We start from the raw sequence: 26,631 nt of genomic DNA, 5'->3' as shown, positions 1-26,631 counted from the left end.
AATTGACATGGATGAAGATTATGTTTGAAAAAGTGTTAGCTGCTCCCGCCGATCCTATCCTCGGCCTTACTGAAGAGTTTAAAAAAGACTCTCGTGCAGAGAAAATCAACCTTGGCGTTGGCATCTACAAAAATGAAGATGGTCAAACACCAGTACTTAAAACAGTAAAGAAAGCAGAAGCTGCACTTCTTGAAAACGAAAAAACCAAATCTTACCTAACGATTGAAGGTACAGCTGAATACGGTCTAGCGGTTCAGAAACTTCTTTTCGGTTCAGACGCAGAGATCGTTGCATCTCAACGCGCTAAAACAGCACAAGCTCCAGGTGGTACAGGTGCACTTCGCGTAGCGGGTGAATTCATCAAGCGCCAACTGGGCGAAGTGAAAATCTGGATCAGTAACCCAACTTGGGCTAACCACAACGGCGTTTTCGCAGCTGCGGGTATCGAAACTGCTCAATACAGCTACTACAACGCTGAAACTAAAGACAAAGACTTCGCTGGCATGGTTGCTGACCTAGAGAAAGCTTCTGAAGGCGATATCGTTCTTCTTCACGGCTGCTGTCACAACCCAACAGGTATCGACCCAACAACTGAAGAGTGGGAAGTTCTTGCTAAACTGGTTGCTGAGAAGAAACTGCTTCCTCTATTCGATTTTGCTTACCAAGGTTTTGCAAAAGGCGTTGAAGAAGATGCTGCTGGCCTACGTATTTTTGCTCAATACAACAAAGAGATCCTTGTTGCTAGCTCGTTCTCTAAGAACTTCGGCTTGTACAACGAGCGTGTTGGTGCATTCACTCTGGTTGCTGAATCAGCAGACGTAGCAACGACAGCATTCTCTCAAGTTAAGAGCATTATCCGCTCTATCTACTCTAACCCACCAGCCCACGGCAGTGCTGTCGTTACTCACATCCTTGGTGATGCTGATCTACGTGCTGAATGGGAAGCAGAAGTGGCAGAAATGCGTGACCGTATCCAAGAGATGCGTGAACTATTCGTAACGACACTGAAATCAGAAGGTGTTGATGCAGACTTCACATTCATCGAACGTCAAAACGGCATGTTCTCGTTCTCAGGTCTAAGCAAAGAGCAAGTAACTCGCCTAAAAGACGAATTCGCAATCTACATTGTTGGTTCTGGCCGTATCAGTGTTGCTGGTATGACTAAGTCAAACATGGGTCCTCTATGTAAAGGTATCGCTGCGGTTCTTTAATCGAAAAGCGAAACCTGTATTTGCAGACCACAAGCTTGCACTTACAGACCAATAGATGTGTAAAAGCCAGCAATTAAGCTGGCTTTTTTGTGTCTCCACTTTCAGGTTTAGATACTTTGTAAGTTAATACTCTAGGAAAAATTCCACACCTAGCTCGTTAGTACGTTCGCTACGAATTTTACCTTCACCATCTCGATGTTGGTATGACCCACCAATCGCAAACTTGTTGGTCACTAGATAACGTAAACCTAAGTGATAGATCTGTTCATCAAACAGGTCACTTCGATTCACTTGCACACTCCCGTTAGCTATCCAACGTTTCGCAAATCCATAGTTAAGCTCAGCTTTTACCCCTTGGATGAACTCGGTGTCTGAAGATTCAGTTCGGTTGGTGTCATTATCTTCAACCTTACCTTTCGTGATACCAAGCAGGTAGTAAGCCACTATATCTAAATCTTTCTTAATGCTGTAACGGTAACCAACACCTGGCATCAGCGTATCAATTCGAGTTGTGGTGTCATCAGGGTGAATGAAGCGTGCGCTGTAGTCTCCCAGCAGCAACCAATCATCCGTCATCGCGTAACTGACGCCTAATCCATAAGACGAGGCATTGTTATTACTGCCTGCATCTTCATTTAAACTGCCCGAATGCGCCGTGGCATAAATATGGTCGTAATCTAAAATATCCACCGCGTTAGTGTCCGCCCACAAACTTGGAGAAAACATAAAAACCGCAGATACAAAACTAAGCTTCCACTTCGACATTCTTATCATCCTTAAACTGTCACTCCATTAATTGAAAGGTTAGTCTATCCATAAGACTTTAAAAAGGTTTTAGCTCACAGATTGATTTGTGACGGCAAAATATTATCAAATGTTGTACCATGAAATCATACAAACCAATGGATGATCATTATGGATGCTGAGTTATTAGAGATTCAAAACTTTCTGGCACAATACCCCCCTTTCACAGAACTCCCTGAGGAGATGTTGGCGAAAGTGACCAGTAGCGTGGAAATTTCTTATTACCGCCAAGATACCCCTATCATTCACTTTGGTGATCAAATTCATGACTTATACATCGTTCGAAGTGGCGAAGTCGAAGTCTACCGCCGTAAAGGCGAACTCTATAACCGCCTGGATGAAGGCCACTTGTTCGGTCAAATGGGCCTACTGACCAACAACAAGGTGCGTTTTCCAGTTAAAGCGACTGAAGACACCCTACTCTACTGTATTCCTGAGCCTATCTTCCAAGAGCTCTACGACAACTACGACTCCTTTGCCGATTTCGTAGAAGTAGAAGATAACGCGCGACTGCGCCAAGCCAACTCAGACAGCAACGACGCTAACGACTTAACGACATCCAAGGTTAAAACGCTGCTGACCAGCGAAGCACCAATGATCGAAAAAACGCGCACGATTCAGCAAGCTGCGACCATGATGGCACAGGATAATGTTTCCTCTTTGTTGATCATCGACCCAGATATCGTTGAAGATGATGAAGATGACTCAACACCCGTGATTGGCATCATCACCGACCGAGATTTATGTACTCGTGTACTCGCTGAAGGCTTAGACCCGTCGGATGAAGTCTCTAGCGTAATGACACCAGAGGTTATCTCACTCGACCACAATGCTTATGTTTACGAAGCCATGATGACCATGCTTCGTTACAACGTGCACCACTTGCCAGTGCTTAAAGATAAGAAGCCGATTGGCATTATCGAAGCGACCGATATTGTTCGTTACGAATCTCAAAACTCACTGCTATTGGTAAGTAGTATCTTCCAGCAACAAAGTATTGAAGACCTGAAGGTACTATCCGAGCAAGTGAAAGACAGCTTTGTGCGCTTAGTTAACGAAGATGCGAATGCCCACATGGTGGGTACTGCAATGTCGGTAATTGGCCGTAGCTTTAAGCAACGTATTATCGAACTGGGCGAAGAGAAATTGGGCAAGGCGCCTATTCCTTACTGTTTCCTCGCACTCGGCTCTATGGGGCGTGATGAGCAGCTGCTGGTTACAGACCAAGATAACGCAATCATTCTTGATGATACCTACGACGAAGCAAAACACGGTAAATACTTTGAAGAGCTGTCGACCTTCATTTGTGATGGCTTAGATCAGTGTGGTTATGTGTACTGTACTGGCGACATCATGGCGACTAACCCAACGTGGCGTATGACTCGTCGACAATGGGAAGAGTGCTTTGCCGATTGGATTGATGATCCAAACCCGAAAGCACTGTTAAATGCTTCAATCTTCTTCGACTTAGATGGCGTTTATGGTCGTCTGAAATGGGCCGAGCAATTGAACAGCTTTATTGTTCGACGCGCACGTAAGAACAATCGCTTCTTGGCGTGCCTTGCACGTAACGCACTCAACCGTACACCTCCGCTCGGCTTCTTCAAAGATTTCGTGATGGAGAAAGATGGCCGTCACAACAACTCTATCAACCTTAAGCGTCGTGGTACTGCGCCACTCGCCGATTTGATTCGTGTTCACTCGCTCGCGGTAGCGTCTCGCTCTAAGAACTCGTTCGAACGCTTAGATGACATTATTGACGCCGGTATTCTGCCAAAAGGCCGAGCTCAAGATTTGAAAGATGCGATGGAGTTTATCTCTCTGGTTCGTATTCGCCACCAAGCACACGATGTCGACAACAACATCGAGCCTGATAACAACATCGAGCCAGAGAACCTGTCTGACTTCGAACGACGTAACCTAAAGGATGCATTCCAAATATTAAGTAATGCGCAAAACTTCCTTAAGTTCCGTTATCAAGCCAGCAACAAGTTTAAGTAGGGCCTATGAACAAACTATTCAGATCACCTGCGGTCGATTGGCCATTTAAGTTTGCTCAGAAGCTTGAACGAGCGAGAGACGAGCGCTTAAAGCACTTTTATAGCCAGCCTCTTCCTGCGCCTGATACGCCACTTTCAGAAGTGATGTTTTTGGCTGTCGACTTTGAGACAACGGGGTTAAACCCAAACAAAGACGGCATCATTACCATTGGTTTAGTGCCATTTACGCTCAATCGCATCTACTTGCGACAAGCCAAACACTGGACTCTAAGACCAAAACAGAAACTTGAAGAAGAGTCTGTCGTGATTCATGGCATCACTCACAATGACATCATTGATGCGCCAGACCTTAGCGAAGTGTTGGGCGAGATCTTAGAATCAATGGCGGGACATATCCCTGTGGTTCACTATCGTCGTATCGAACGTGACTTTTTGGACAATGCATTGAAAGTGCGACTCGGTGAAGGCATTGAGTTCCCAGTCCTCGACACGCTGGAGATTGAATCTCAGATCCAAAATAAACTGGCTGGCGGCTTGTGGAACAAGCTGAAAGGTAAGAAGCCAGCTTCAGTGAGACTGGGTCAGAGTCGTCGTCGATACCATCTGCCCGACTACACGCCGCATCATGCATTAACTGACGCTATTGCGACCGCTGAGCTACTCCAAGCGCAAATTGCTCATCACTTTGACTCTGAGATGCCTCTGAAGAGTTTCTGGTTCTAGCTGAGTTACGTAAGCTAAATACAAACACAAAGCCCATCAACTTTCCATTGGTGGGCTTTTTCATTTTTATCGTCTGTGTTTAAGCAACGGTTGGCCCGACTAAGCGCATTTCCCATAAGCGTTTAAACATATTATAACGTCACACCGCAGCAGTTCCGCTCTAATGGACGTCGAAAATCGTGATCGCTATTTGTCAGCGTGATTGGCATTATTACTTCCCAACCACAGACAACGTTTGGTAATAAAGACGCTTTTGCTGATACATATTCTCATCAGCGACTGAGAACAATTGCTCAACGTCTGTTGAATTACTAGAGGCTGCACCAATCGAGAATCTGACAGGAATAGAGATACCCGCTTTAGTCTCGATTGCCTGTTGCTCCTGAGCAATGCACAACTGCTCAGTCATCTTTGCGACATTGAGCGAACTCGACTCACCAGACGTTAAGGTAAGCACCGCAAATTCATCTCCACCCAAACGGTATAGATTACTGGCAGGTGTCAATTCGTGGCTGATTACGTCTACGCAGCGCTGTATCAGCTCATCCCCGATCTCATGCCCATGAACATCATTGGTCGTTTTCAAGCCATTGATATCAATAATGATCAAAGAAATCTGATTTTGATTGTCGTTAATGCTGCGTTTACTGAATTCGAGATCTTCATTAAAAGCTTTACGATTCAAACAGCCAGTCGGCATGTTAATCCGTGTAATATTTTCGAGCTCTAGCCAACCAGCTAACTGTTTTTGGTACATGTCAAAAATCAGAAGATCTTCTTCACTGAGGACATCAAATGAACTTGAACAAAAATACCCGATCGCCGTCCCCTGTGAGTCACAGAGTATCAGGTCAGCCTCGCCAGTCCGGTTAAAATGAAACTGAATCGAATGTTGAACAAGTAATGTCTTTAACTCTTGATCGACCATTTGAGGAATCAACCGATATTCAGCCGCGTGTCTTGATGATGCAAACTGAACGATCTTCAAAATACGATGCTTCTGGGATTCTTCACGCGCGAGCGAATTAGTTAACTTGCTGGTTTTCTCTTCGACTAAGTCCTCTAGCTGAACATTAAATCTTTCGAGTTTATCGTTACTTTCGGTAAGCTCACGGACTTGGTATTGTATGCGACCCCACAAGGTTTCCAATAAACGACTCAGCGTGACGAACTCTGTAAAACGATGTTCATCCACACTATGAGTCGGTGACTGGTTGTGCGAATACGACGTAACAGATTCAGCCAACAAGTTTAACTGCCCTGAGAACCAGCGGCTTAGGAACAGAGCAAACACAATCGAGATGGCAAGCGTCGCCACCAATATTCTGACAAAGACCACCTGAGCTTGTTGCATCTCTAATAAACGCTCACTGTCGGAAATATGATGTTTGACGTTCAGTACCAATTTGTCGGTAAAGAATGTGCTGTCGATAGAGATAATGTTCGCACTTTGTTCAGAAGATTGAGCATCCGTTGAATCAATATAGTTAAACTCAACCGACTCATTTTGATAAAGGAAAGGCGTCACTTTAGTCTTAAGTCTGTCATACCCCATAAGAACCACAAGATAACCCTGCGGCGTGTATGTAGAACCTTCTATCAAACGATAAGGTAAAATCGGCGCGACAAAAGCGATACCTGCAGCGGCATTATCCGCCACTTCAGTTTCGGTAAACTCGGTGTGGAACAATTTCCCTTGCCCATAAACCGATTGAGGACGCTTCAAGCTTTCTAATAACTGGCTCTGCTCAAAATGGTACAAGCTGCCTTGGCTGTCATAAATGGGCTTCCAGTTTTGGTCCAGAATATAAGTCGCGGACACACTCTCCGCTAGCGCATTGAAGCTATCCATCTTGTCCCAAACAACACTCGAGAAAAAGATATTACCACCCGCTTTAATCAATGATCGGTCATGCGAATACCATTGAGTTAGGCTCGCCGTCAGCTTAATTTGCTCTTGTACGGTTTGACGAATACCGGTCGTAGAGTTGTCCAGCTTGGTTTCTTTTTGCTCTAAAGAACTTTGGTTTTGTTTATTGAGAATCAACTGTCCCGCTAGGTAAACAGGAAGCATTGAGCAAGCCAGCAACACCAAGCCCATGGTGTATTTTAATGATAGCTTCAATCTCTTACCCTCATATTCGCCGAGTAATATTGAACAAAATCATTGTAAAACTTATGCAGTTCACTCTTTGGCATCCCTGACTTGTAACGCTGATACGCCCGAGCCGATGCCTCCCAAACGATCGCCATCTTGTAGTCACTCGACATCATTTGCGATGCTTGAAACTCATCGTACATATTTGAAAGTGTCTGGTTACCTTCCTCAACACGGCGTTGATTAACCTCATAAAACGGCGAAACCATGGCACTCGAGTGAGCTAAATAGGTGAAACTGTTTGATTGCAGGTATTGAACGACTTCTTTCAAAGCCAATTTCTTATCTGGGTTTTGCATGCCTTTTTCCGTGAAAGCAAAAACCTTTGCGCCACTAAATGAAGACATACTTTCACCACGATAGGTCGGCAACGAATTGATGTACAAATCTCGACCAAAGGCGGCATCGAGTTCGCTGAACGCCCAATCACCGTCAATCAAAAACTCGACTTCCCCATTGATGAACCTCTGCCTCGCGCAAATATCGCTGCACGATGATTCGATGACTTTTTTCTGCTGCAACATGTCGATGAAATCAAAGATAGCAACTAACCCTTCACCATTAACATTCTTCGACGATAATAAGTCTTCAGAAAAAAGCTGATAGAAAGCTAGATAGAAGTACATGTTTGGATTGGGAAAAAGCACGCTCACTTGATCGGACTGAGCAGAGCGTTCAATTAGGCTCTCCCATGTCACGACTTGCGCTTGAGGCTTGCTCGAATACAGAACGACTTGGTTTCCAATACCAACCGGTAACGCCTTAAGCTCACCGTTGATGACCACTGCATCGAGCGCTTTTTTCTCATAGCGTTGGGTATCGACCCAAGCATCAGGAAGCGTCGCTAAATCGATATATTCAGTTAGACCTAAGAAGTCAGAAGGAACCCAGATGGCGTCGGGAAAGGTATTGTCTCTAGGATCAGCAACAAGCAGTTCAGAACGAATACTGTTGACGTCAAACGAACGAATTTCTACACGATGATCAGTCATCGCTTCGATATGTTCTTTTACATAATCGGCCGTTTCATAATTAATACCAGCCCATATTTCAAGTGTGGACGAACAAGCAACGGCCGGAAATAGCATCGCAAATAGACTCAATAACCTCACACTTGGTTCCTTGTGGTAAAAATTAGACGTTGGATTTTAATCGCCCATCAATAAACCGGGCGATGCGGCTTATCGCTCACTGCTCATGATTAGAGACCTAGCTTTGGGCGACACGTTATATAGTAAAAAGTGCCTAAATAACAGTTGATACTCTCGCTTTAAGAGAAAGGTCTGCTCATTCTGATACATCCGTCATATCTCTGGATGACTGTTCTTACAATAAATCAACATACCATACCCTTTATTATTAACGACAAAAAAAATGCCGCAAAAGCGGCATCTATCTCGTTCGGTGCATTCGACACAATAAAAATCAAATAAGCAATTTATCAGTCAAAGCCCTATCATCGATTAAGCGTATTTCTCTTCGAAATCTTTCATGAAGCTAACCAGCGCTTGAACGCCTTCCAGAGACATTGCGTTGTAAAGTGAAGCTCTCATTCCACCTACTGCTCTATGCCCTTTCAGTGATTTCAGACCTGCAGCATCAGCCAATTCTAGGAACTTGCCATCTAACTCAGGTTTCGCCAGTTGGAACGGCACGTTCATTCTAGAACGGTTTGCAGTGTGAACATCGTTTTTGTAGAAAGCTGAGCTATCGATTGCATCGTAAAGCAGCGCTGCTTTCTCTTTGTTCACCAACTCCATCGCTTCAACGCCACCTTGAGCTTTCAGCCACTTGAACACAAGGCCTGATAGGTACCAAGCGTACGTTGGTGGTGTGTTGAACATTGAGTCTTTTTCAGCAAGTACTTTGTAGTTCAGAATACTCGGCAACACGTCGTTTGCGAGTTCGAGTAGATCATCACGTACGATTGCAATGCAGATACCCGCAGGGCCGATATTCTTTTGCGCGCCCGCGTAGATAACACCGTACTGAGACACATCAATCTTACGAGACAGAATGTTAGATGACATATCCGCTACGATTGGCTTATCCGTTTGAGGAAGCTCGCTGATTTCAATACCATCGATGGTTTCATTCGGACAGAAATGTACATACGCAGCTTCCGGGTCAATTTTCCAATCTTTAGCTGGAACAACCGCTGCTTTACCATCAATTGACGTCTTCGCGTTGAATACATCGATTTCGCAATATTTGCTCGCTTCAGTCACTGCACTTTCTGCCCAGTAACCCGCATCAATGTAAGTCGCTTTCGTCGCATCACCTAAAAGGTTTAGAGGAACAGCAGCGAATTGAGCACGAGCGCCCCCCTGACAGAAAAGAACTTTGTAGTTGTCTGGGATGTTCAGAAGATCACGTAGGTCCTGTTCGGACTCGTCAGCAACTTGAATAAATTCCTTGCTGCGATGGCTGATTTCCATCACGGAAGTCCCTAAACCATTCCAATCAATAAAGTCCGCTTGCGCTTGTTTCATTACCGGTTTAGGCAGTGCAGCTGGGCCAGCACTGAAGTTGAATACGTTATCTAATGTAAGTTCCATGGGGATGATTGCTCCTGCTAAATAATAACTATGCAAGTAATACCATGTTTTACCCAACATAAAAACAACAAAAGAGGTCTTAAGACCTCTTTTGTTTTGTACCGTATAAAATGTTTAAGCTTAACCTGCTAAATCACCCTATCAGTATTCACGCCTGCTCTGTTTATTGAACCAAAACCGGCATAAGTAGAGCGATTAATGGAATTTCTTGTCCATTTTCGAACACTAGGTTTCCATTTTCTAAGTCAGCGCTGATTTCATAACCACTGTCTGTTTCCTTGATCATTTCCATCACAAGCAATTCATCGATACCTTCACGGATGAATGGGTATTCTTCAACAAGTTCATTTGAGAAGCTAGAGTGAACGTTGCCCGTTAATGCAGGCATGATCATCGAAGGGTTGCTGCTGATGTTTTCGGTCCCTTCCGGCACGCTCACCAACCACTTAGATTCGAACTGTCCCTTACCTAACTCTAACGACATGTTGTTCATTGAAAGGTCGAAACCTTTAGCAAACAGGATATCGATAAATGGAATGATCTCTGCAACGTCTTCTTGCGTCATCACAGGATTAGATTGGTAAATCTCAAAGATTTTCTCAAACGACTCGCTATCCAACTTCGACATTTCAAAATCGACGTTTAGGTTGTTCAACTGGCCTTCACTGGTCTCGATGTTTGCGATATCCAGCTTGAGGTTGCTGCGCAGACGCTTAGTTGCTTCATCTAGATGTGATTCAAAATCGTACTTAGAATTTTCAATGGTCATGAAAGGCTGCATTGCAGAATCTGAAACCAAGAAGCTATCGATAGTAAAATTCTGAGTACCTAACCAGTAGCCTTTCGCTTGTTGGCCTGAACCCACACCTTTCAGATTAGACAGCGTTACCTCTTCACCGGTTTCAAAATCAATTTGAACTGAAGGGATTGAAAGCTCGTAATCAACTTGGCCTAAAACAGTCGCATGGCCAGAAAGATTCGATTTAGTGATCGAGACCGAAGTCCCATTCTCATCAGAACCTTGGTGATTGAACTGGCTTAACTCAAAGTTAAAGTCAGTGTTGCCGTTTAGCTCAGTACTAGTGGTCAGAGTTAAAGGCAGAATATCGGTATTCTCAAACGTCGACAGTGCATTTAGACTCACCAAACCATGGCTAACCGCACTATTTATGACAAACTCACTCGGCAACCCATCAATCGCAAGTTGCTCTTTCAGGTTTTCATCCGTCACAGTTAAACGAGTGGTTACGTTGGAAGACAAGTAACCTCTATCGTATTCCACGATCTCAGCTTGAATGCTTGAATTGTTAAGCTTTGCAACGCCATCGGTAATCGCATTTTGTCCAATTTGCCCAACCGCTAGCGGCCAACAAAGTGCCAGTGAGATTGCTCCGCCAATTGCACCAATTTTTCTTAACTGTTCCATGAGTTCTCTTTCTACACGTGTCTGTTTTTTTTAGTCTAACCCATCAGTAGCAAACAAGAAACATTGAGTTAAATCAGTCTATTGCTCGATACTTCAATTGCCTCAATAAATTAACGGCTAGCTCTCATCCTTATTCGGCGGTTCTTGCTAGGCTAAAGACGTCGCTACTATTAAGGTTGAGCTGTGAATCAATACGCTGTTATCTGTTTGGACAATAATCCGGTTAGCATTGAAAGAATACGTTCGGAGCTGGCTCCGTTGGCTTCTGTATTCGATATTTATACTGCCGAGAACATAGAAGACGCACATCACGCATTAGAAGATATTCATGATCACAACCAAACCGTTGCCTTGGTGATCACTCATCATCATTCTGAATTTAATGGCGTGCAATTCCTGATTGAACTTCAACAGCTGCCCCATAGTAATACCGCAAGAACGATATTAGTCAGCGCTTCGTCAGACATTCAATCCATTTTAACCGCTGTGAATGAAGGTAGGCTCAACCACTGTTTAACCAAACCGGTTCAAGATCAGGTTCTGTTCAAATCAGCGCAAAAAGAGCTGACCTCTTTTGTTATCCAATACGACTCAGAAAACCTGCTCTCTTACAGCGATGCATTGGATCAACAACGCTTACTCAGAGCGCACATTGAGCAAAAGATTCACTCTTTCCAATCGGGTTTCATTCACGACTACCACCAGCTTTCTGATAATGCCCTTGCAGAACGTGTCGTCAGTGCCTTACAAGATGTGTTTTCAAAAGATGACAAAACTAAGGCCATTCGTGACTATTCCCCCGAGCATCTACTCACTGTGGAAGGCGAAGACAATCGCTTTTTATGGCTGATCATTGAGGGTGAAGCAGCTCTTTATAAGAAAGATGAACTTGGGCAACAGCGGGAAGTGGTACGTCACTCCAAAGGGAACATTGTTGGCGGGATGTCATTTGTAACAGGCGAGCCTTCGTTTTCTACGGCGATCACCCTAACGCAGACTCGCGTTATCAAACTGGATAAAGATAGCTTTGCTCAGGTGATGCATTCAAACAATACCCTGCTGCCTTTATTTACCAATCTATTGCTCCGTCATTTTAATCGACGTTTGCAACGCAGCATCACCAATAAGATCAAACTGCAGCAGACACTAGAATCATTAGAGTCTGCACATCAACAACTGATCGAGAAAGAGAAAATGGCGATGCTCGGGCAGCTAGTCGCGGGAGTCGCACATGAGCTGAATAACCCGATTGCTGCCATATTAAGAAGCATCGAAACTCTGTCAGACCATCTCGACCAAATATTGGCAAACCTATCCGTTCCAGAGTCCAATAAAGGGACTGACGTACTGGCACATTCAAAGTTAGCTAAGCCACTATCAACAGCCCAAGAAAGACAGCTCGTAAAGCATCTTACGTCGACGATTAATGACCGTGCTTTAGCAAAAAAAGCCGTGAGACTAAACCTAAGCCAAGACTCTACGGTTCTAAACACATTAAAGGCGTCCCCTGTCGCAGGCAAAGAGCTGCTCAATGACTTAGAGCATTACCATTATGTTGGAAACTCTATCCGCTCAATTCAAGTGTGCAGCAAGCGTATTGCCGATATGGTCAAAAGCTTAAAAAGCTATGCTAGAGAAGATGAAGAAGTTCGCCACTACACAGATATCCACGAAGGGCTTGAAGATACCTTAGTGATCTTCGAAAACAGGCTTAAACACCACCAACTCGAAAAGCATTACGATACCGACTTACCGCCTTTATTGTGCCAGTCGCTCTCGCTGCAACAAGTGTGGACCAACCTTATCTCCAATGCGCTCGATGCCCTATCTGAACGAGGAAAAGTGACCATCACCACTTCTCAACAGACAAAAGGCGACGACGCGTTTCTTGTGGTGCAAATCTCCGATACTGGCCACGGCATTGCCAAAGAAGACATCAACACCATTTTCAACCCAAATTTCACGACTAAAAAAGAAGGCAACTTTGGTTTAGGGATTGGGTTATCCATTTCTCAACAAATCGTTTCGGCTCATCAAGGGTTTATTTTGGTGGAGTCAGAGGTAGGCAGCCATACAAACATGCAAGTGTGGCTTCCATTCAAACAATAAGGAGCACCTCATGAATAAGTACCTAATTTTATGTGTCGATGATGAACCTGAAGTTCTCAATAGTGTCCTTCAGGACTTGGCGATATTTGAAGAGAACTTTCTGGTTGAAGGTGCAGAGTCGGTCGATGAAGCCAAGCAAGTAATCAAAGAAATGGGACAAGATGGTATTAAGCTCGCGTTAATCTTATGCGACCACATCATGCCAGAAGAAACCGGCATTGATTTTCTGATCGAACTCAACCAACACGACGCTACTAAACCAACGCGTAAGCTGTTGCTCACCGGGCAAGCTGGGCTAGAAGATACCGTCACAGCCATTAACAACGCAGCACTTGATTTCTATATTTCAAAACCTTGGCAAGGCGACCAACTGAGAGACACGATTACTCAACAATTGACTGACTATGTCATTGCCAACGACAAGCAATTGCTAAACTGGATTTCCATCTTAGATACCGAGCGCATACTGACTTCAATGGCGGATAAACGCACCAGTTTTGGTGAATAGCACTGATTGGTTAATGGATACTGAGAATAGCGTCATCCGATATAAAAACCTTCCGAATGTATACAAATTTTGGATAATTCGCTCGTCTATTTTTCTCATTCGCCCTAAACATGAGATCTCCGTTACATACTGATCCTTAATTTGCTTGTTTTTTAACTAAATGAGTAAGGTTTTACATTTTAAAGGATTACTTTTCCGTGAGTTAGATTAAACTGTCTCAATGTTTATGGTTTGCCGATTTGTCTCAAACCAAAGGAATTAACACTAATATAGGTTTACGGTCGTTATGCGCAAAATTCTACTTACTACCGCTATGCTATTGGCTTCTGGTCAAGCACTAGCTGTTGATGAACAACCACAGGTAATGAGCAACTTTAACTATGATTACTTTGAAGCACGTATCGGTGCTAGCCCAGTAACATTTGGTGGTGCGTTCAGTAAGTCCATTCACCCGAACGCTCACGCTATAGCACGTATCGATTCAGAATTTGAAAGCGATTACGACTCAGCTGTAGGTCTTGGTTTCCACGCTCCATTAAACAACTGGGCAGACCTAACAGGTGAAATGCTAGCTCGTATCGTTCAACCTGAGAACTCAAGCTCTACTGATATCGGTATGGAAATCAACATTGGTGTTCGCCAATGGCTTGGTCCACAACTAGAAGTTGGTGGTAAAGGTGGTTACGTTTCTATCGATGACAACGATGATTGGACAGGTTCTGTTTACGCGCGTTTCCACTCTACAGAGCTTTTCTCTTTAGGTGCTGAAGCTCGTATTAACGACTTCTACGGTGACCAACTTATGTTCACTGTTCGCTTCAAGTACTAATACTTAAAGCTCAAGCCCTAGCAAATAAGCTCTCTATGAGCACTTAGCCTTTTGATACTTAGTCTTTTAAGAAATCCGGCTAAGACAGAAACAAAAAAACCGAGGACATTCCTCGGTTTTTATTTATTAACAGTAATCTTAAGCATATAAGGTAAACTTCTTTAGTGGCAGCTCTTTAGTAATTGCTGCTTGCGTGGCTCTTGTAATAGTTTCCAGTGAATACCATCAATTGCACCCGCAAATTTCCAAAGTAGTTTTAGGTCAACATCGTTTCCGTACGCTTCGCGAACCTTATTAAACACTTCAGGTGCGCCCAACTGCATAAACATTGAAACATCATCCACACCCGCCTTTTTAACCATGCGCTCTAACGTAAGCTGCATGTTTGGTAGATCTCTTAATCTACGGCTAGCTGATGACTTCTTGAAGCTACGCTGCTGAATTGAATTATCGATTGAAGTACGAATAATACTATCCAATTCAGGATGTTCACAGGTAAACAGATCCGTAATGTCGTAATAGTTTACGGTTGCTGTTGTCTGCTTCTTTACATGACGATACTTTTCACAATCAAGATCGGTCAGTTTTTTATCTAATGATTTTCCACCTCTAATGAATAAACAACCTTCACTCAATAAAGCGAACATAGCGTCATTTTGAAAGAGGCCAATACCTCCGAACATAGAACGTTTTTGATGCTCACCAAATTGATTCACGTAATTAATAAATGCTGTCTCGGTCATATCCGTTGATCCTTAATCAAATTACCCCGATTAGGTTGATCACCAGACAAGCAGCTTGTTATGCGAAAATTTTAAATCTATTTTTTTATTCTATAGGTGAATATTATGGTTTCGTTTTCCACCTTTAAATAAATGATACTTCGAAAAGAAAAATAAGTCTGGACTTAGTTCACATCAATCAATTGAGTATTCCGGTTTTTCATGATTGACTTCACAGTAAACTATCAAACCATGCTTGAATTTGGACACCTAGTGATACACCGGTTCAAATTATTAAAGGTTATGTAGACGGGTGAGTATTGCCTCGCAGCATCGTGGCTTGTAAAATGGCAGGACAGACCTGTTTTTACTTTTTATATGAATCATTTATCGTTTTTCTGGCTACCTCAAAATAAGACTCTTCTCTTAAAGGGTCTAGAATCAGAGTTTGCCCAACTTGTTGGACATTCTATCTCAGCGGGAAAAATAACACTTCCTCCTATCCCTAACGTTGTACTGAAGATTCAATCGCTTTGTACCCTTGAATCAACTGGGATTGCTGACGTTGCCGAGTGCTTACTCGAAGACCCAGGCCTCGCTGCTATTGTCATTCGTGTGGCTAACTCTGTGGTCTTTAACCGACGTAATATTACTTGTGTTGATATTATGACGGCGGTGTCGCGCCTTGGCATATTAAGAGTACGTGACATCGTGACGGCTCAGGCTATTGAGCAACTCAAACACTCAGTCAACCTCAGTAAAGAATGTAATAAGGTATTGGTTCAGAGCGCTTCTGTATCAAAAGAGCTGGGCGCTACTATGGTGCTTGTTACCAACAGCTTCAAAGAGCTCTCCCCTACTGAATACCGTTACCTTGAGCATGAAAAATCGCTGCTTGTTGGATTACTGGCTGATATTGGTTTGTTCTGTTTGGTTAGCGAATACCACCTCTACCTCGAAAATGGCAATTACCTAGATCACGACATCGCTCTACAAATCTTCCAAGGCCAATGTTCTGCTACCAGTAAATTGGTGCTTAACCGTTGGGGCTTCGACAGCGACTTTATTGATGTGTGCAGCAATACCATCAATAACCACGAACAGCGTGAAGTCTCTTACTTAGATATCGCTCGAATCGCTAACCACCTGCTGATGTTCAGAAACAAGGATGAGAACATCGATGATCACGAAGTTGAACTTAACGTGACAGGTGCAGAGGTGCTTTATAAATTAAGCAACTTGAGCAAGCATGATTTTAATGCAAAGCTAAGCGACGTGATCAATACTAGCGGCTTCTAAGTCACTGTTAAATTACAAGTAAGTGTAATATGAAGTAAATGCAATGGGGAAAGCATGTTTACAGGGATGATCTTTATATTTGCGCCACTCGTCGTGGGGTATCTTTTTGCAATTTCGAACGCTCAGACATTAGAATTTATCAACCGCTCAACATCGCGGTTGATCTACGTGATTCTGGCGTTAATGGGACTAAGCTTAGCCGCCCTCGATAACCTAGGCAGTAACCTGCAGACAATCCTGCTATATACCGTCACTTTCTTTGTCTGCTTAAGCGTATGTAACCTAATGGCACTGCCCGCTATTGATAAGTTATTGCCACTCAAAACCGACAGTAGCAAGAAGAAGCTTCCCCTCTCTTCTATGGCGATGGAATCTGCAAAACTCATCTTAGTGGTAGGTTCAGGGCTAATCGCTGGCTTAGTGCTGCCTATTGGCCTTGATTGGGTTGATACCGCAAGCGAATGGATTCTGTTTGTTCTTCTATTCTTTATCGGCATTCAGCTGCGTAATAGCGGACTCACACTTCGTCAGATCTTACTCAACAAGCACGGTATGGTTATCGCAATCACCATTATCATCACCTCAATGTTAGGTGGTGTAATCGCGGCTTACATCCTAGATATCCCTCTGTTCAAAGCCTTGGCAATGTCTTCTGGATTTGGTTGGTACTCTCTGGCTGGTATCTTAATGGGTGACGCCTTTGGTCCTGTCTATGGTGGCGCTTCTTTCATGCTTGAGCTGTTAAGAGAGTTAGTTGCCTTGATACTGATTCCAGTGCTAATTCGCAGCTACCCATGCACTTCCATTGGTTATGCTGGTGCGACTGCGATGGACTTCACCTTACCGGTCATTCAAACAACAGGCGGCGTTAGATGTGTGCCTATCGCTATCGTCAGTGGCTTTATCCTCAGCTTGCTTGTTCCGATATTGATGTTGTTCTTTGTATCTCTTGCTAACTAGATCGCAGGAATAGCGTTTGTTTTAGATTAGAATGCAACTCGAATACCAATGCCCAAGACACCGATACAGTTACCGAAATAAAAAGACACTAAGTGTCATTGCTCAACAAATAACGATCACGGTAACCTGTAACGACAAAGTTATAAAAAGAATAAACTTACAAAAGGAACCACTATGAAACGCCTTTGCGTCGCATTACTGCTAGCTTCAACTTCTACTTTCTCTTTTGCAGCAGATTCAATGTCTGAGACAAACCAGTGCCAAGCAAAAAAATATGATGCGTACATCGACGCTTCTTTGAATTGGTATGCCGACCTTGCTGCATTAACCTCTGAGCAATATCCAGAGCTAACAGAAGTGAGTGAGTGGTTCCTAGAAGGTCGTAAGCACCACTTTGAGCTTAACCGTGCTGCGGTTCACTACTACTTAGTAAACGACTCAAGCAAAGTGGCAACAGAGCAACCTGTAGAAGGTTGGTTGCAACTTGAGCAACACGACATTAAAACGCTATCAACACGTGATGATGAGCTTGGTAAAATCGCGAAAACAACATTCGATGACCGCCAATCAACGCCTCACGCTCAAAACTACGAACTACGTTCTGCCTTTGCAGAGCTGCTTAGTCACCCTAAGCAAATCGACTCAGCGCTGCAGCGTTACAACCAGTCGATCAGTAAACTTGAAGCGATTAAGTGTAAATAACCCCGCATTTAATATGCTTTTTTGAGAAGTTGGATTTCATAATTAAGACGGGACATTGTTCCCGTTTTCGTTTAGATTGTCCCGCTCGCGTCAATATTAGAAAAATAACTCGCTTGCTATGGTTACGGAACAAAAAACAGCAGATGTTAGCTTCGACAGTCTTCTACGTATCTTCACGGTACCTGAAGGCCCAGATTCAACACTCACTCAAATTGAAGACAAACTTTCACGAAACCTGAATCAATTCTTACGTGAACATATTGTGGCTGAAGAAAAGCCGCTACGTGAAATTGAGAAAGATTTTTCAAATGCTCATATCCCAGAGCAGCCTGAGTTTGTTTCTGAACATACTGAGCATCTCCTCGATTCTCTTGTGTCTCATTCGGTTCACACGTCTTCGCCAAGTTTTATTGGCCATATGACCTCTGCGTTGCCGTACTTCCTGATGCCGCTTTCAAAAATCATGATTGCGTTGAATCAGAATCTAGTAAAAATCGAGACCTCAAAAGCTTTCACTCCCCTAGAACGTCAAGTTCTGGGCATGTTACATCGCCTGATTTATCAAGATAGTGACCAGTTTTATTCTCGTTGGATGCACAGCGCAAACCACTCTTTAGGTGCGTTTTGTTCTGGCGGTACCATCGCGAACATTACAGCGCTCTGGGTTGCACGTAACAACGCACTAAAAGCGCAAGGTTCGTTCAAAGGTGTAGAAAAAGAAGGCCTGTTTAAAGCCATGAAGCACTACGACTACGAAGGCCTTGCCATCTTAGTCTCTGAACGTGGCCACTACTCTCTGAAAAAAGCCGCGGATGTCCTTGGTATTGGTCAAGAAGGTCTAGTGTCTGTTAAAACAGATAACGACAACCGTATTTGTACTGATGATTTAAGACTCAAGATCGAGCAGCTCAAGCAGAACAAGATCAAACCTTTCGCCGTCATTGGTGTGGCTGGTACAACCGAAACCGGTAATATCGACCCGCTAAGAGACATTGCTGAGGTGTGTGCCGAATCCGATTGTCATTTCCACGTTGATGCAGCTTGGGGCGGTGCGACTCTGATGTCTAACAATCATCGTCACCTACTTGATGGTATTGAACTGGCGGATTCAGTCACGATTGATGCGCATAAACAGCTTTATATCCCTATGGGTGCGGGTATGGTTCTGTTTAAGAAGCCAGATGCGATGACTGCGATTGAACATCATGCTCAATACATTCTTCGTAAAGGCTCAAAAGATTTAGGCAGCCATACGTTAGAAGGTTCTCGTTCAGGTATGGCAATGCTGGTTTACGCCGCAATGCACATCATTAGCCGCCCAGGTTATGAACTGCTGATCGACCAAAGCATCAACAAAGCGCGCTACTTTGCCGACCTAATTAAAGATCAGAGCGACTTCGAGCTGGTTTCAGAACCTGAGCTTTGCCTACTGACTTATCGCTATGTCCCTGAGTCAGTCAAAGCGGCACTGCTTAAAGCTGAGCCTGAACATCGTGTCGAACTGAATGAGTTGCTCAATGAGCTGACTAAGTTTATTCAGAAGAAGCAGCGTGAAACAGGTAAGTCTTTCGTGTCACGTACACGCTTAAACCCTGAAGCATGGGTACATCAGCCAATCATCGTTTTCCGCGTGGTATTAGCAAACCCACTAACAGGCAATGACATTCTTTCGTCAGTGCTTGAAGAACAGCGTGAGATCTCTAAACTAGCACCAAACTTGATGGGCAAAATCAACAAACTGGTTACGCAAATCAACGCATAGTCATTCAATTTTAGTTGCATCAAATTGAAAATTTCTTTCTTTTTGATGTAACTAAGCTGTCAGTTCATACCCATTTTGCATTCTTTTTGCTCAAACTCTCTTCCAATTCTGTAGTTTTCTAAAATTTTGTTGAGGTTTGTCATATTCTTAAGCATTCATGCCCTGTTTTTGTATTAGTAAATAGTATGTTGGGTTTATACTGACTCTATGGTGCTAGTTAGCTTGATATCTATTTGACGCAGCAGTATTTACGAAACCGAATATACATCGGCTTTGTGTTTACTGATATTTGCTTCAGCCATACCCCCTGGTAAAAGATATTAACTAGCAAGTTGTTCTCTATACCCTTGTGAACACTATGAATACATTAGAAAAAATACAAAAAAACCTGGAAAATTTCAGCAAGTCTGAGCGCAAGGTAGCCGAAGTAATTATGGCTTCCCCTCAAACTGCAATTCATTCTAGCATTGCTACCTTAGCTAAAATGGCTGACGTGAGTGAGCCTACAGTTAACCGCTTCTGTCGTCGATTAGACACAAAGGGCTTCCCTGACTTCAAACTTCACCTAGCTCAAAGCTTGGCAAACGGTACACCTTACGTGAACCGTAATGTTGAAGAAGATGATGGTCCAGATGCTTATACGCATAAGATTTTCGAATCAACTATGGCTTGTCTAGACGTTGCTAAAAACAGTCTAGACGCGATGCAAGTAAATCGTGCTGTTGACTTGCTGACTCAAGCAAAACGCATTTCGTTCTTCGGACTGGGTGCCTCTTCTGCTGTCGCCAAAGATGCTCAAAACAAGTTTATTCGTTTTAATATCCCAATCACATGTTTCGAAGACATCGTGATGCAACGAATGAGCTGCATTAACTGCAGTGATAACGACGTTATTGTTCTTATCTCTCATACTGGCCGCACTAAAAGCCAAGTTGAGATTGCAAACTTAGCGCGTGAAAACGGTGCGACAGTTATTGCTATCACAGCAAAAGATTCTCCACTGGATAAAGCGAGCTCGTTGTCTATTTCTCTGGATGTTCCAGAAGACACTGACGTTTACATGCCAATGGCAAGTCGCGTTGTTCAGATGACGGTTATCGATGTGCTAGCGACAGGCTTTACGCTACGTCGTGGTTCTGGTTTCAGAGAGAACCTAAAGCGCGTCAAAGAGTCACTTCGTGATTCACGTTACGAGAAGTACTCTCAGTTCTAATCTGCTTAGTCATGAACTGAAAACAGATGACCAGAGAACAAGTTGAATTAAAAAAACGGAGCCTAGAGCTCCGTTTTTATTTGTCTGTATAAAATGACTTATACAACGAACAAGTTTAAGACCGTTAGATAGTCCAACTATTGCCCTTCTCAACCACGCTGTTTTCGGACGCATAAGAATTGATAATGGTAAAGCTCGACTCGACAGCTGGCTCTTGCCCAATTTGATTCATTGAAGCTCCCTCATGATGCCCTTCTCTACAACTGCACTTCTCGCATACTTGCTTCAAAATATGCACGAGCCTCTCTTGGTTAAGCGGCAAAGGGTTTCCTTTAATCGCCACTGATTTGAGCGCGTCGGCAGACACCTCATCAAACTGGGCTTCACAGACACCAAATTCCAACAAGTTGGGTAACTTAAGCGTATCAAGCACTTCCGATAACCAAGAAATTGCCTCCTCTTCTATTGCTTCTACGTTACCTGTTACTATCTGAGCGATTCGCTGATAACGCGCTAGGATGTCGCTTCTTTGCTGCTCTTTTGCAACGGCTATGTTCTCCAACATCACAAACGGCGCTAAACGCGCGGTAATCACACTATGAGGCGCAGAAATCTTACCTCCTAGTGCGGAGGCTAAACCATGGGCTGCGCCAAGCTTGGCATTAGTTATCGCCATACCACCGAGCATAGAAGCGAAAGCAAGATCAGAACGCGCTTGAGGCTCATCATAAACACACGCTTTAACCACAGAACCACTCAACTTACGCAGCCCTTCTTCACAAATCATATCGGTTAACGGATTCGGTTCACCACACACGTAGGCTTCCATTAGATGAGTAAAGGCATCCATCGCACCTCGCCCAGATAGATATAGATTGGTTCCATGAGTTAGGATTGGGTCGACAATCGCAACGTCGGCCAGCATGTCTGGGCTTCTCAGGCTGATTTTTACTTGGTCTTGGCCTGATTTCAGCACCGCGTTTTTAGTGACCTCGGCGCCGGTACTCGCTGTGGTTGGAATTGCGATAAACGGAAGTGGTTTGGTTTTAAGAGGAACATTACGCCCGACCACTTCAACATAGTCATATAAATTGCCTTGATTAGGTAAAACCGCAGCCAACGCTTTGCCCATATCGATGGCGCTACCGCCCCCCATGGCGACAACCATATCTGGCTTAAATCGACGAGCAGAAATAGCCGCCTCTTCAACCATTTTGATATTAGGTTCACCGGAAACGGCAATGTGCTGATAACGCATACTCTGCGCATCAAGATAGTCAGTAACAATTGAAGTGCGCTCTAATGTATTGCCTGTAACCAATAGCACGCTGTAGCCATATTGATTAAAGAGAGACAATGAAGCGGAAAGTGCTCCATCACCAAAGATGATCTTTGTAGATGTCATAAATTGAAACATGGTGCCTCCTGCGCCTATGACCGAACAAAACTGCGAACTCTTGGTTATTGGAATTTAGCCTTTATATAGTGCATCAGTATTAAGATACCTCGTTCTGTATGCGCTTTTTTTGACGAGGTGCAACTTGTCGCATTAAAGATGGATTAATGTCGTATTCTTAGGGGTAATTCACACTCTTAAATTAAGGGTAATCAATCTGAATACCCATCAGAAATCAGCATGGATCCTTTTTGTGACCATTATTTGCTCTGATAGACAAAACCTATTGTATTAAGAGGTAATTCCATCTTTATTTCCCCATGGCATTGAGGCATAGTTGGTTTTATGAAATTTTGAGTGGCATTCACTAAAGAATAGTTAACATAATCGAGTTAACGAGCCTCATCCCGTATTTAGGAGAAATTAAATGTTTGTAGTTATTTTTGGTCGCCCTGCTTGCCCATTCTGTGTTCGTGCAAAAGAGCATGCTGAAACTCTTAAAGCTAAACGCGATGACTTCAACTACCGTTACGTAGACATCCACGCTGAAGGTATCAGCAAAGCTGATCTAGAGAAGACTGTTGGTAAACCTGTCGATACAGTTCCACAAATCTTCATCGACCAAGACCACATCGGCGGCTGCACAGAATTTGAAGCATACGCAAAAGAAAACCTAGGTCTTTTCGACTAAGCTAGGATTTCTCAAACGAGAATCAGGGCTAAAGCCTTAAACAGCTGACCCATTTAGGCGTTAGACTGTACGATTTATAGAAAGCCCGCTCACTGTAGCGGGCTTTTTTATGACCAGTTTTCATACGGAATAAGAATAAGGTCAAAATCAAGTAAATTAACAAAATATTGCTTATAATTTATTTATATTTAGATACAATTCACCTCTCAAACTTACCCTGTGTTCCACGCCAATTATTGAGCGACCACCGTGAATATCGACGTTGTTTTTCTGTTAGAACAAAACCCCATTCTCCTCATCTTTGTTGTTTTATCGATTGGATTAGCCATTGGTAAAATTCGTTTCGGTAGCCTCCAACTTGGTAATTCAATCGGTGTTTTGATTACTTCCCTTATCATGGGACATCTTGGCTTTTCTTTTAACGCAGATGCGCTCACCATTGGTTTCATGCTGTTCATCTACTGTGTTGGCATTGAAGCTGGACCAAACTTCTTCGGTATCTTCTTCAGAGACGGTAAGCACTACCTCATTCTGAGCCTTGTGGTACTTTCTACCGCAATTGCCCTAACCTATTTCAGTAGTCATTACCTTGGCCTAGGCTTTGGTTTATCTGCAGGCATGATGGCAGGTGCCTTAACAGCAACGCCGATATTGGTAGGTGCTCAAGATGCTCTGAATTCTGGGCTTGCAGAATTACCAAGAAACATGGACTTGAGCCTGATTATCGAAAACCTTTCAGTCGGTTACGCGATGGCTTACTTGGTTGGCTTAATCAGTATGATTATGTTTGCTCGCTTGATTCCAAAACTTCAAAAAGTGAACCTACACGACTCGGCAGAGCAAATCGCCCAAGAACGTGGGTTAGGCGCTTCAGGTCAGCGTAAGGTTTACTTGCCCATTATTCGTGCTTATCGAGTGGGACCAGAGCTCATCTCTTGGACTGACGGTAAGAATCTGCGTGAACTGGGCATCTATCGCCAAACAGGCTGTTACATCGAGCGTATTCGACGTAATGGTATTCTTGCCCATCCAGATGGTGATGCAATTCTGCAAGAAGGCGATGAGATCGCATTGGTTGGTTTCCCAGATAGCCACGCTCGTCTAGACCCAAGCTTCCGTAACGGTAAAGAAGTTTTCGACCGTAACCTTCTCGATCTGCGTATCGTGGAAGAAGAGATCGTCGTTAAGAGTGACAGTATCGCAGGTAAGCGCCTATCAGACTTAAACCTGTCTGAATACGGCTGTTTCCTTAACCGCGTAGTACGTGCTCAGATTGAAATGCCGATGGACTTAAACATCGTGCTTTCTAAAGGTGACGTCCTACAGGTGAGTGGTGAAAAGAGTCGAGTGCACGGCCTAGCTGAGAAAATTGGTTTCATCTCAATCCACAGCCAAATGGCGGATTTGATGGCCTTCTGTAGCTTCTTCATTTTGGGTATTTTGTTTGGTTTGATCACCATGACATTCGGTCAGGTATCGTTTGGGCTAGGTAACGCGGTTGGCCTGCTTCTATCGGGTATCATGCTTGGCTTCTTACGAGCGAACCACCCTACTTTCGGTTATGTGCCTCAAGGTGCTCTGAACATGGTCAAAGACCTCGGTTTGATGTTCTTTATGGTCGGTATCGGCTTGAGCGCCGGTGGTAAGATATTTGAGCACTTAACCCAAGTTGGCCCACAGGTAATAGGTATTGCCCTAGTAGTGAGTGTGCTGCCAGTATTCTTCGCTTACTTGGTTGGCGCTTACGTATTGAAGATGAACCGAGCTTTGTTGTTCGGTGCAATCATTGGCGCGCGAACTTGCGCTCCAGCGATGGACATCGTAAATGACCACGCTCGCTCAACAATTCCGGCTCTGGGTTATGCGGGTACTTATGCGATAGCCAATATATTGATGACCTTAGCAGGTACTTTCATCATCATAATTAGCTAGCATCTGCTGCATTAAAAGCAGCCAAGCTTAGATATTTCGAATGCACTAATTCACTTTGGGTTAGTGCATTTTTTATAACCTGTTTTAAGCGGTTCAAGCCTTCTTCCCCACTCCTGCTCTTAACTCTCTTCATCCCTTATTTCTACTCTTGTCCCCCTTCGAATCGCGGTAGCCGTATCCGCTCTTAAATCTCTTCGCATCCCGCCACTCGAATCCCATATCTGCTCTTAATCTCTTGAACCAAATAGCAGACAAAAAAATAGGCGCTCAATGAGCGCCTATTTCGTTTAGATTCGATAACTTGAATTAGATGTCAGCTACATCAAATTCAACAGCTGGGTTAACGTCAGCTTCGTAATCAACACCTTCAACACCGAAACCAAATAGCTTCAAGAACTCTTCTTTGTACTCTACGTAGTCAGTCAGTTCTTTTAGGTTCTCAGTTGTGATTTGAGGCCATAGGTTACGACAGTGATCTTGAATGTCTTCGCGAAGCTCAAGGTCATCTAGACGTAGACGGTTCACTTCATCCACTTCTGGCGCGCTGCCGTCTTCTTTGTATAGACGTTGGCTGAACATACGGAAGATCTGTTCCATACAACCTTCGTGAATACCTTCTTCACGCATCTTCTTGAACACCATAGCGATGTAAAGAGGCATTACAGGGATTGCAGAACTTGCTTGAGTCACTACAGACTTAAGAACAGCAACGTTTGCAGTACCGCCAGTTTGGCCTAGCTTCTCGTTCAGCGCTGTCGCTGCACGGTCTAGATCCATCTTAGCTTTACCTAGTGCGCCATCCCAGTAGATTGGCCACGTTAGTTCAGTACCGATGTAGCTGTAAGCAACCGTCTTACAACCGTCCGCTAGAACACCAGCTTCAGAAAGAGCATTGATCCAAAGTTCCCAATCTTCACCGCCCATTACAGTAACAGTGTCTTTGATCTCTTCTTCAGTTGCAGGCTCTACGCTTGCTTCGATGATTGTGTCTTTGTTCGTATCAACCGCAGTTGACGTGTACGTTTCACCGATAGGCTTTAGAGATGAACGAATTACTTCGCCAGTCTCTGGCATTTTACGCACTGGAGACGCCAGTGAGTATACAACCATATCGATTTGGCCTAGATCTTCTTTGATCAGGTCAATTGTTTTCTGTTTCGCCTCGTTAGAGAAAGCATCGCCGTTCAGGCTTTTTGAATATAGGCCTTCTTCTTTAGCAAACTTGTCGAACGCTGCTGAGTTGTAGAAACCAGCTGTGCCAGGCTTTTTCTCAGTACCGGCTTTCTCAAAGAAAACACCGATAGTTGAAGCGCCGCCACCAAATGCAGCCGCAATACGTGAAGACAAGCCGTAGCCACTTGAAGAGCCAACAACTAGTACACGTTTAGGTGCGTTTGCGATTGGGCCTTGAGCTTTTGTGTAAGCAATTTGTTCTTTTACATTAGCTTCACAACCGACTGGATGTGTTGTAGTACAGATGAATCCGCGAATTCGAGGTTTGATGATCATATTCAACTTCCTTAAAAAATCAGGTTAAGGATAAAAGTTTCGTACGCAAATGGCATCTAATTTCTGTAAAAATGTGGCGAAAATGCAAGTGGTTGGAGCACTCAGTGAATATTTGCTGA

21 protein-coding genes are annotated in these 26,631 nt (G+C 43.7%); 13 read left to right on the top strand and 8 right to left on the bottom strand.

Translation table 11 applies throughout. The features are described from left to right. Nucleotides 1-20 precede the first annotated feature (20 nt). Nucleotides 21-1,211, top strand: a complete 1,191-nt coding sequence (locus AB4161_RS07560) for an amino acid aminotransferase (RefSeq protein WP_017065416.1) — start codon at nt 21-23, stop codon at nt 1,209-1,211. Nucleotides 1,212-1,334: 123 nt separating this feature from the next. On the opposite strand, the gene AB4161_RS07555 is transcribed toward AB4161_RS07560, so the two are convergent. Further along, nucleotides 1,335-1,976 carry an outer membrane beta-barrel protein gene (locus tag AB4161_RS07555; RefSeq protein WP_102333202.1) on the bottom strand — a complete coding sequence of 214 codons (642 nt, stop codon included), beginning with the start codon at nt 1,974-1,976 and terminating at the stop codon, nt 1,335-1,337. Between the two features lie 150 nt (nt 1,977-2,126). On the opposite strand from AB4161_RS07555, the gene AB4161_RS07550 reads away from it, so the two are divergent. Further along, entirely contained in the window at nt 2,127-4,016 is a 1,890-nt protein-coding gene (locus tag AB4161_RS07550; RefSeq protein WP_017068767.1) for a DUF294 nucleotidyltransferase-like domain-containing protein, read from the top strand. Nucleotides 4,017-4,021: 5 nt separating this feature from the next. Then, nucleotides 4,022-4,738: a 3'-5' exonuclease gene (locus tag AB4161_RS07545; RefSeq protein ID WP_372083114.1), complete on the top strand. Its 717-nt coding sequence runs from the start codon at nt 4,022-4,024 to the stop codon at nt 4,736-4,738. Nucleotides 4,739-4,949: 211 nt separating this feature from the next. On the opposite strand, the gene AB4161_RS07540 is transcribed toward AB4161_RS07545, so the two are convergent. The 4 genes from AB4161_RS07540 to AB4161_RS07525 form a co-directional block, all read right to left on the bottom strand. Then, entirely contained in the window at nt 4,950-6,839 is a 1,890-nt protein-coding gene (locus AB4161_RS07540) for a GGDEF domain-containing protein (protein ID WP_372083152.1), read from the bottom strand. 20 nt (nt 6,840-6,859) lie between these two features. Beyond that, complete coding sequence (locus AB4161_RS07535) at nt 6,860-8,008, bottom strand: extracellular solute-binding protein (protein ID WP_372083113.1); 1,149 nt, start codon at nt 8,006-8,008, stop codon at nt 6,860-6,862. Nucleotides 8,009-8,359: 351 nt separating this feature from the next. Further along, a complete protein-coding gene (serC, locus tag AB4161_RS07530; RefSeq protein ID WP_017065411.1) occupies nt 8,360-9,454 on the bottom strand; it encodes a 3-phosphoserine/phosphohydroxythreonine transaminase in 1,095 nt (364 codons plus the stop codon). Nucleotides 9,455-9,617: 163 nt separating this feature from the next. Next, on the bottom strand, nt 9,618-10,880 hold the full coding sequence (locus AB4161_RS07525; RefSeq protein WP_017068763.1) for a DUF945 family protein: 1,263 nt from the start codon (nt 10,878-10,880) through the stop codon (nt 9,618-9,620). Between the two features lie 183 nt (nt 10,881-11,063). Between AB4161_RS07525 and AB4161_RS07520 the strand changes: the two genes are divergently transcribed. From AB4161_RS07520 to AB4161_RS07510, 3 genes are all read left to right on the top strand, one after another. Continuing rightward, the gene (locus AB4161_RS07520; RefSeq protein ID WP_372083112.1) at nt 11,064-12,989 is read left to right on the top strand and encodes an ATP-binding protein; all 1,926 of its coding nucleotides are present in this window, start codon (nt 11,064-11,066) and stop codon (nt 12,987-12,989) included. A 10-nt stretch (nt 12,990-12,999) separates the two neighbouring features. After that, complete coding sequence (locus AB4161_RS07515) at nt 13,000-13,497, top strand: response regulator (RefSeq protein WP_372083111.1); 498 nt, start codon at nt 13,000-13,002, stop codon at nt 13,495-13,497. Nucleotides 13,498-13,783: 286 nt separating this feature from the next. Next, complete coding sequence (locus AB4161_RS07510) at nt 13,784-14,326, top strand: hypothetical protein (protein WP_372083110.1); 543 nt, start codon at nt 13,784-13,786, stop codon at nt 14,324-14,326. A 161-nt stretch (nt 14,327-14,487) separates the two neighbouring features. On the opposite strand, the gene AB4161_RS07505 is transcribed toward AB4161_RS07510, so the two are convergent. Beyond that, a complete protein-coding gene (locus AB4161_RS07505; protein WP_017060401.1) occupies nt 14,488-15,069 on the bottom strand; it encodes a TfoX/Sxy family DNA transformation protein in 582 nt (193 codons plus the stop codon). Between the two features lie 357 nt (nt 15,070-15,426). Between AB4161_RS07505 and AB4161_RS07500 the strand changes: the two genes are divergently transcribed. From AB4161_RS07500 to AB4161_RS07480, 5 genes are all read left to right on the top strand, one after another. Continuing rightward, nucleotides 15,427-16,347 (top strand): HDOD domain-containing protein, encoded by a 921-nt coding sequence (locus AB4161_RS07500; protein ID WP_017066065.1) that lies wholly within the window; start codon nt 15,427-15,429, stop codon nt 16,345-16,347. A gap of 54 nt (nt 16,348-16,401) precedes the next feature. After that, complete coding sequence (locus AB4161_RS07495) at nt 16,402-17,307, top strand: lysine exporter LysO family protein (RefSeq protein ID WP_372083109.1); 906 nt, start codon at nt 16,402-16,404, stop codon at nt 17,305-17,307. A 174-nt stretch (nt 17,308-17,481) separates the two neighbouring features. Beyond that, complete coding sequence (locus AB4161_RS07490) at nt 17,482-18,009, top strand: hypothetical protein (protein WP_017066066.1); 528 nt, start codon at nt 17,482-17,484, stop codon at nt 18,007-18,009. 118 nt (nt 18,010-18,127) lie between these two features. Next, nucleotides 18,128-19,771, top strand: coding sequence for a pyridoxal-dependent aspartate 1-decarboxylase PanP (gene panP, locus AB4161_RS07485; RefSeq protein ID WP_017060397.1), 1,644 nt, complete (start codon nt 18,128-18,130; stop codon nt 19,769-19,771). A 358-nt stretch (nt 19,772-20,129) separates the two neighbouring features. Beyond that, entirely contained in the window at nt 20,130-20,984 is an 855-nt protein-coding gene (locus tag AB4161_RS07480; RefSeq protein WP_004734686.1) for a MurR/RpiR family transcriptional regulator, read from the top strand. A gap of 124 nt (nt 20,985-21,108) precedes the next feature. Here the strand turns inward: AB4161_RS07480 and AB4161_RS07475 are convergent, their stop codons facing one another. Continuing rightward, nucleotides 21,109-22,401: an iron-containing alcohol dehydrogenase gene (locus tag AB4161_RS07475; RefSeq protein ID WP_372083108.1), complete on the bottom strand. Its 1,293-nt coding sequence runs from the start codon at nt 22,399-22,401 to the stop codon at nt 21,109-21,111. 406 nt (nt 22,402-22,807) lie between these two features. Between AB4161_RS07475 and AB4161_RS07470 the strand changes: the two genes are divergently transcribed. Then, entirely contained in the window at nt 22,808-23,071 is a 264-nt protein-coding gene (locus AB4161_RS07470) for a GrxA family glutaredoxin (protein WP_009847069.1), read from the top strand. Between the two features lie 249 nt (nt 23,072-23,320). Then, the gene (locus tag AB4161_RS07465; protein ID WP_017060395.1) at nt 23,321-25,003 is read left to right on the top strand and encodes an aspartate:alanine antiporter; all 1,683 of its coding nucleotides are present in this window, start codon (nt 23,321-23,323) and stop codon (nt 25,001-25,003) included. A gap of 306 nt (nt 25,004-25,309) precedes the next feature. Here the strand turns inward: AB4161_RS07465 and fabV are convergent, their stop codons facing one another. Then, entirely contained in the window at nt 25,310-26,512 is a 1,203-nt protein-coding gene (gene fabV / locus AB4161_RS07460) for an enoyl-ACP reductase FabV (RefSeq protein ID WP_017065406.1), read from the bottom strand. Nucleotides 26,513-26,631: the final 119 nt, after the last annotated feature.

This window comes from Vibrio sp. 10N.286.51.E5, from assembly GCF_041469125.1.
In the GTDB taxonomy this organism is placed as follows: domain Bacteria; phylum Pseudomonadota; class Gammaproteobacteria; order Enterobacterales; family Vibrionaceae; genus Vibrio; species Vibrio crassostreae_C.
This window is presented reverse-complemented; position numbering and strand designations above follow the sequence as displayed.

Coding starts and splice junctions, on each gene's coding strand:
- AB4161_RS07475 (WP_372083108.1), bottom strand. CDS start 22,401: ATGTTTCAATTTATGACATCTACAAAGATCATCTTTGGTGATGGAGCA.
- serC (WP_017065411.1), bottom strand. CDS start 9,454: ATGGAACTTACATTAGATAACGTATTCAACTTCAGTGCTGGCCCAGCT.
- AB4161_RS07500 (WP_017066065.1), top strand. CDS start 15,427: ATGAATCATTTATCGTTTTTCTGGCTACCTCAAAATAAGACTCTTCTC.
- AB4161_RS07505 (WP_017060401.1), bottom strand. CDS start 15,069: ATGACCGAGACAGCATTTATTAATTACGTGAATCAATTTGGTGAGCAT.
- fabV (WP_017065406.1), bottom strand. CDS start 26,512: ATGATCATCAAACCTCGAATTCGCGGATTCATCTGTACTACAACACAT.
- AB4161_RS07510 (WP_372083110.1), top strand. CDS start 13,784: ATGCGCAAAATTCTACTTACTACCGCTATGCTATTGGCTTCTGGTCAA.
- AB4161_RS07550 (WP_017068767.1), top strand. CDS start 2,127: ATGGATGCTGAGTTATTAGAGATTCAAAACTTTCTGGCACAATACCCC.
- panP (WP_017060397.1), top strand. CDS start 18,128: ATGGTTACGGAACAAAAAACAGCAGATGTTAGCTTCGACAGTCTTCTA.
- AB4161_RS07515 (WP_372083111.1), top strand. CDS start 13,000: ATGAATAAGTACCTAATTTTATGTGTCGATGATGAACCTGAAGTTCTC.
- AB4161_RS07545 (WP_372083114.1), top strand. CDS start 4,022: ATGAACAAACTATTCAGATCACCTGCGGTCGATTGGCCATTTAAGTTT.
- AB4161_RS07480 (WP_004734686.1), top strand. CDS start 20,130: ATGAATACATTAGAAAAAATACAAAAAAACCTGGAAAATTTCAGCAAG.
- AB4161_RS07540 (WP_372083152.1), bottom strand. CDS start 6,839: ATGGGCTTGGTGTTGCTGGCTTGCTCAATGCTTCCTGTTTACCTAGCG.
- AB4161_RS07470 (WP_009847069.1), top strand. CDS start 22,808: ATGTTTGTAGTTATTTTTGGTCGCCCTGCTTGCCCATTCTGTGTTCGT.
- AB4161_RS07560 (WP_017065416.1), top strand. CDS start 21: ATGTTTGAAAAAGTGTTAGCTGCTCCCGCCGATCCTATCCTCGGCCTT.
- AB4161_RS07495 (WP_372083109.1), top strand. CDS start 16,402: ATGTTTACAGGGATGATCTTTATATTTGCGCCACTCGTCGTGGGGTAT.
- AB4161_RS07490 (WP_017066066.1), top strand. CDS start 17,482: ATGAAACGCCTTTGCGTCGCATTACTGCTAGCTTCAACTTCTACTTTC.
- AB4161_RS07555 (WP_102333202.1), bottom strand. CDS start 1,976: ATGTCGAAGTGGAAGCTTAGTTTTGTATCTGCGGTTTTTATGTTTTCT.
- AB4161_RS07525 (WP_017068763.1), bottom strand. CDS start 10,880: ATGGAACAGTTAAGAAAAATTGGTGCAATTGGCGGAGCAATCTCACTG.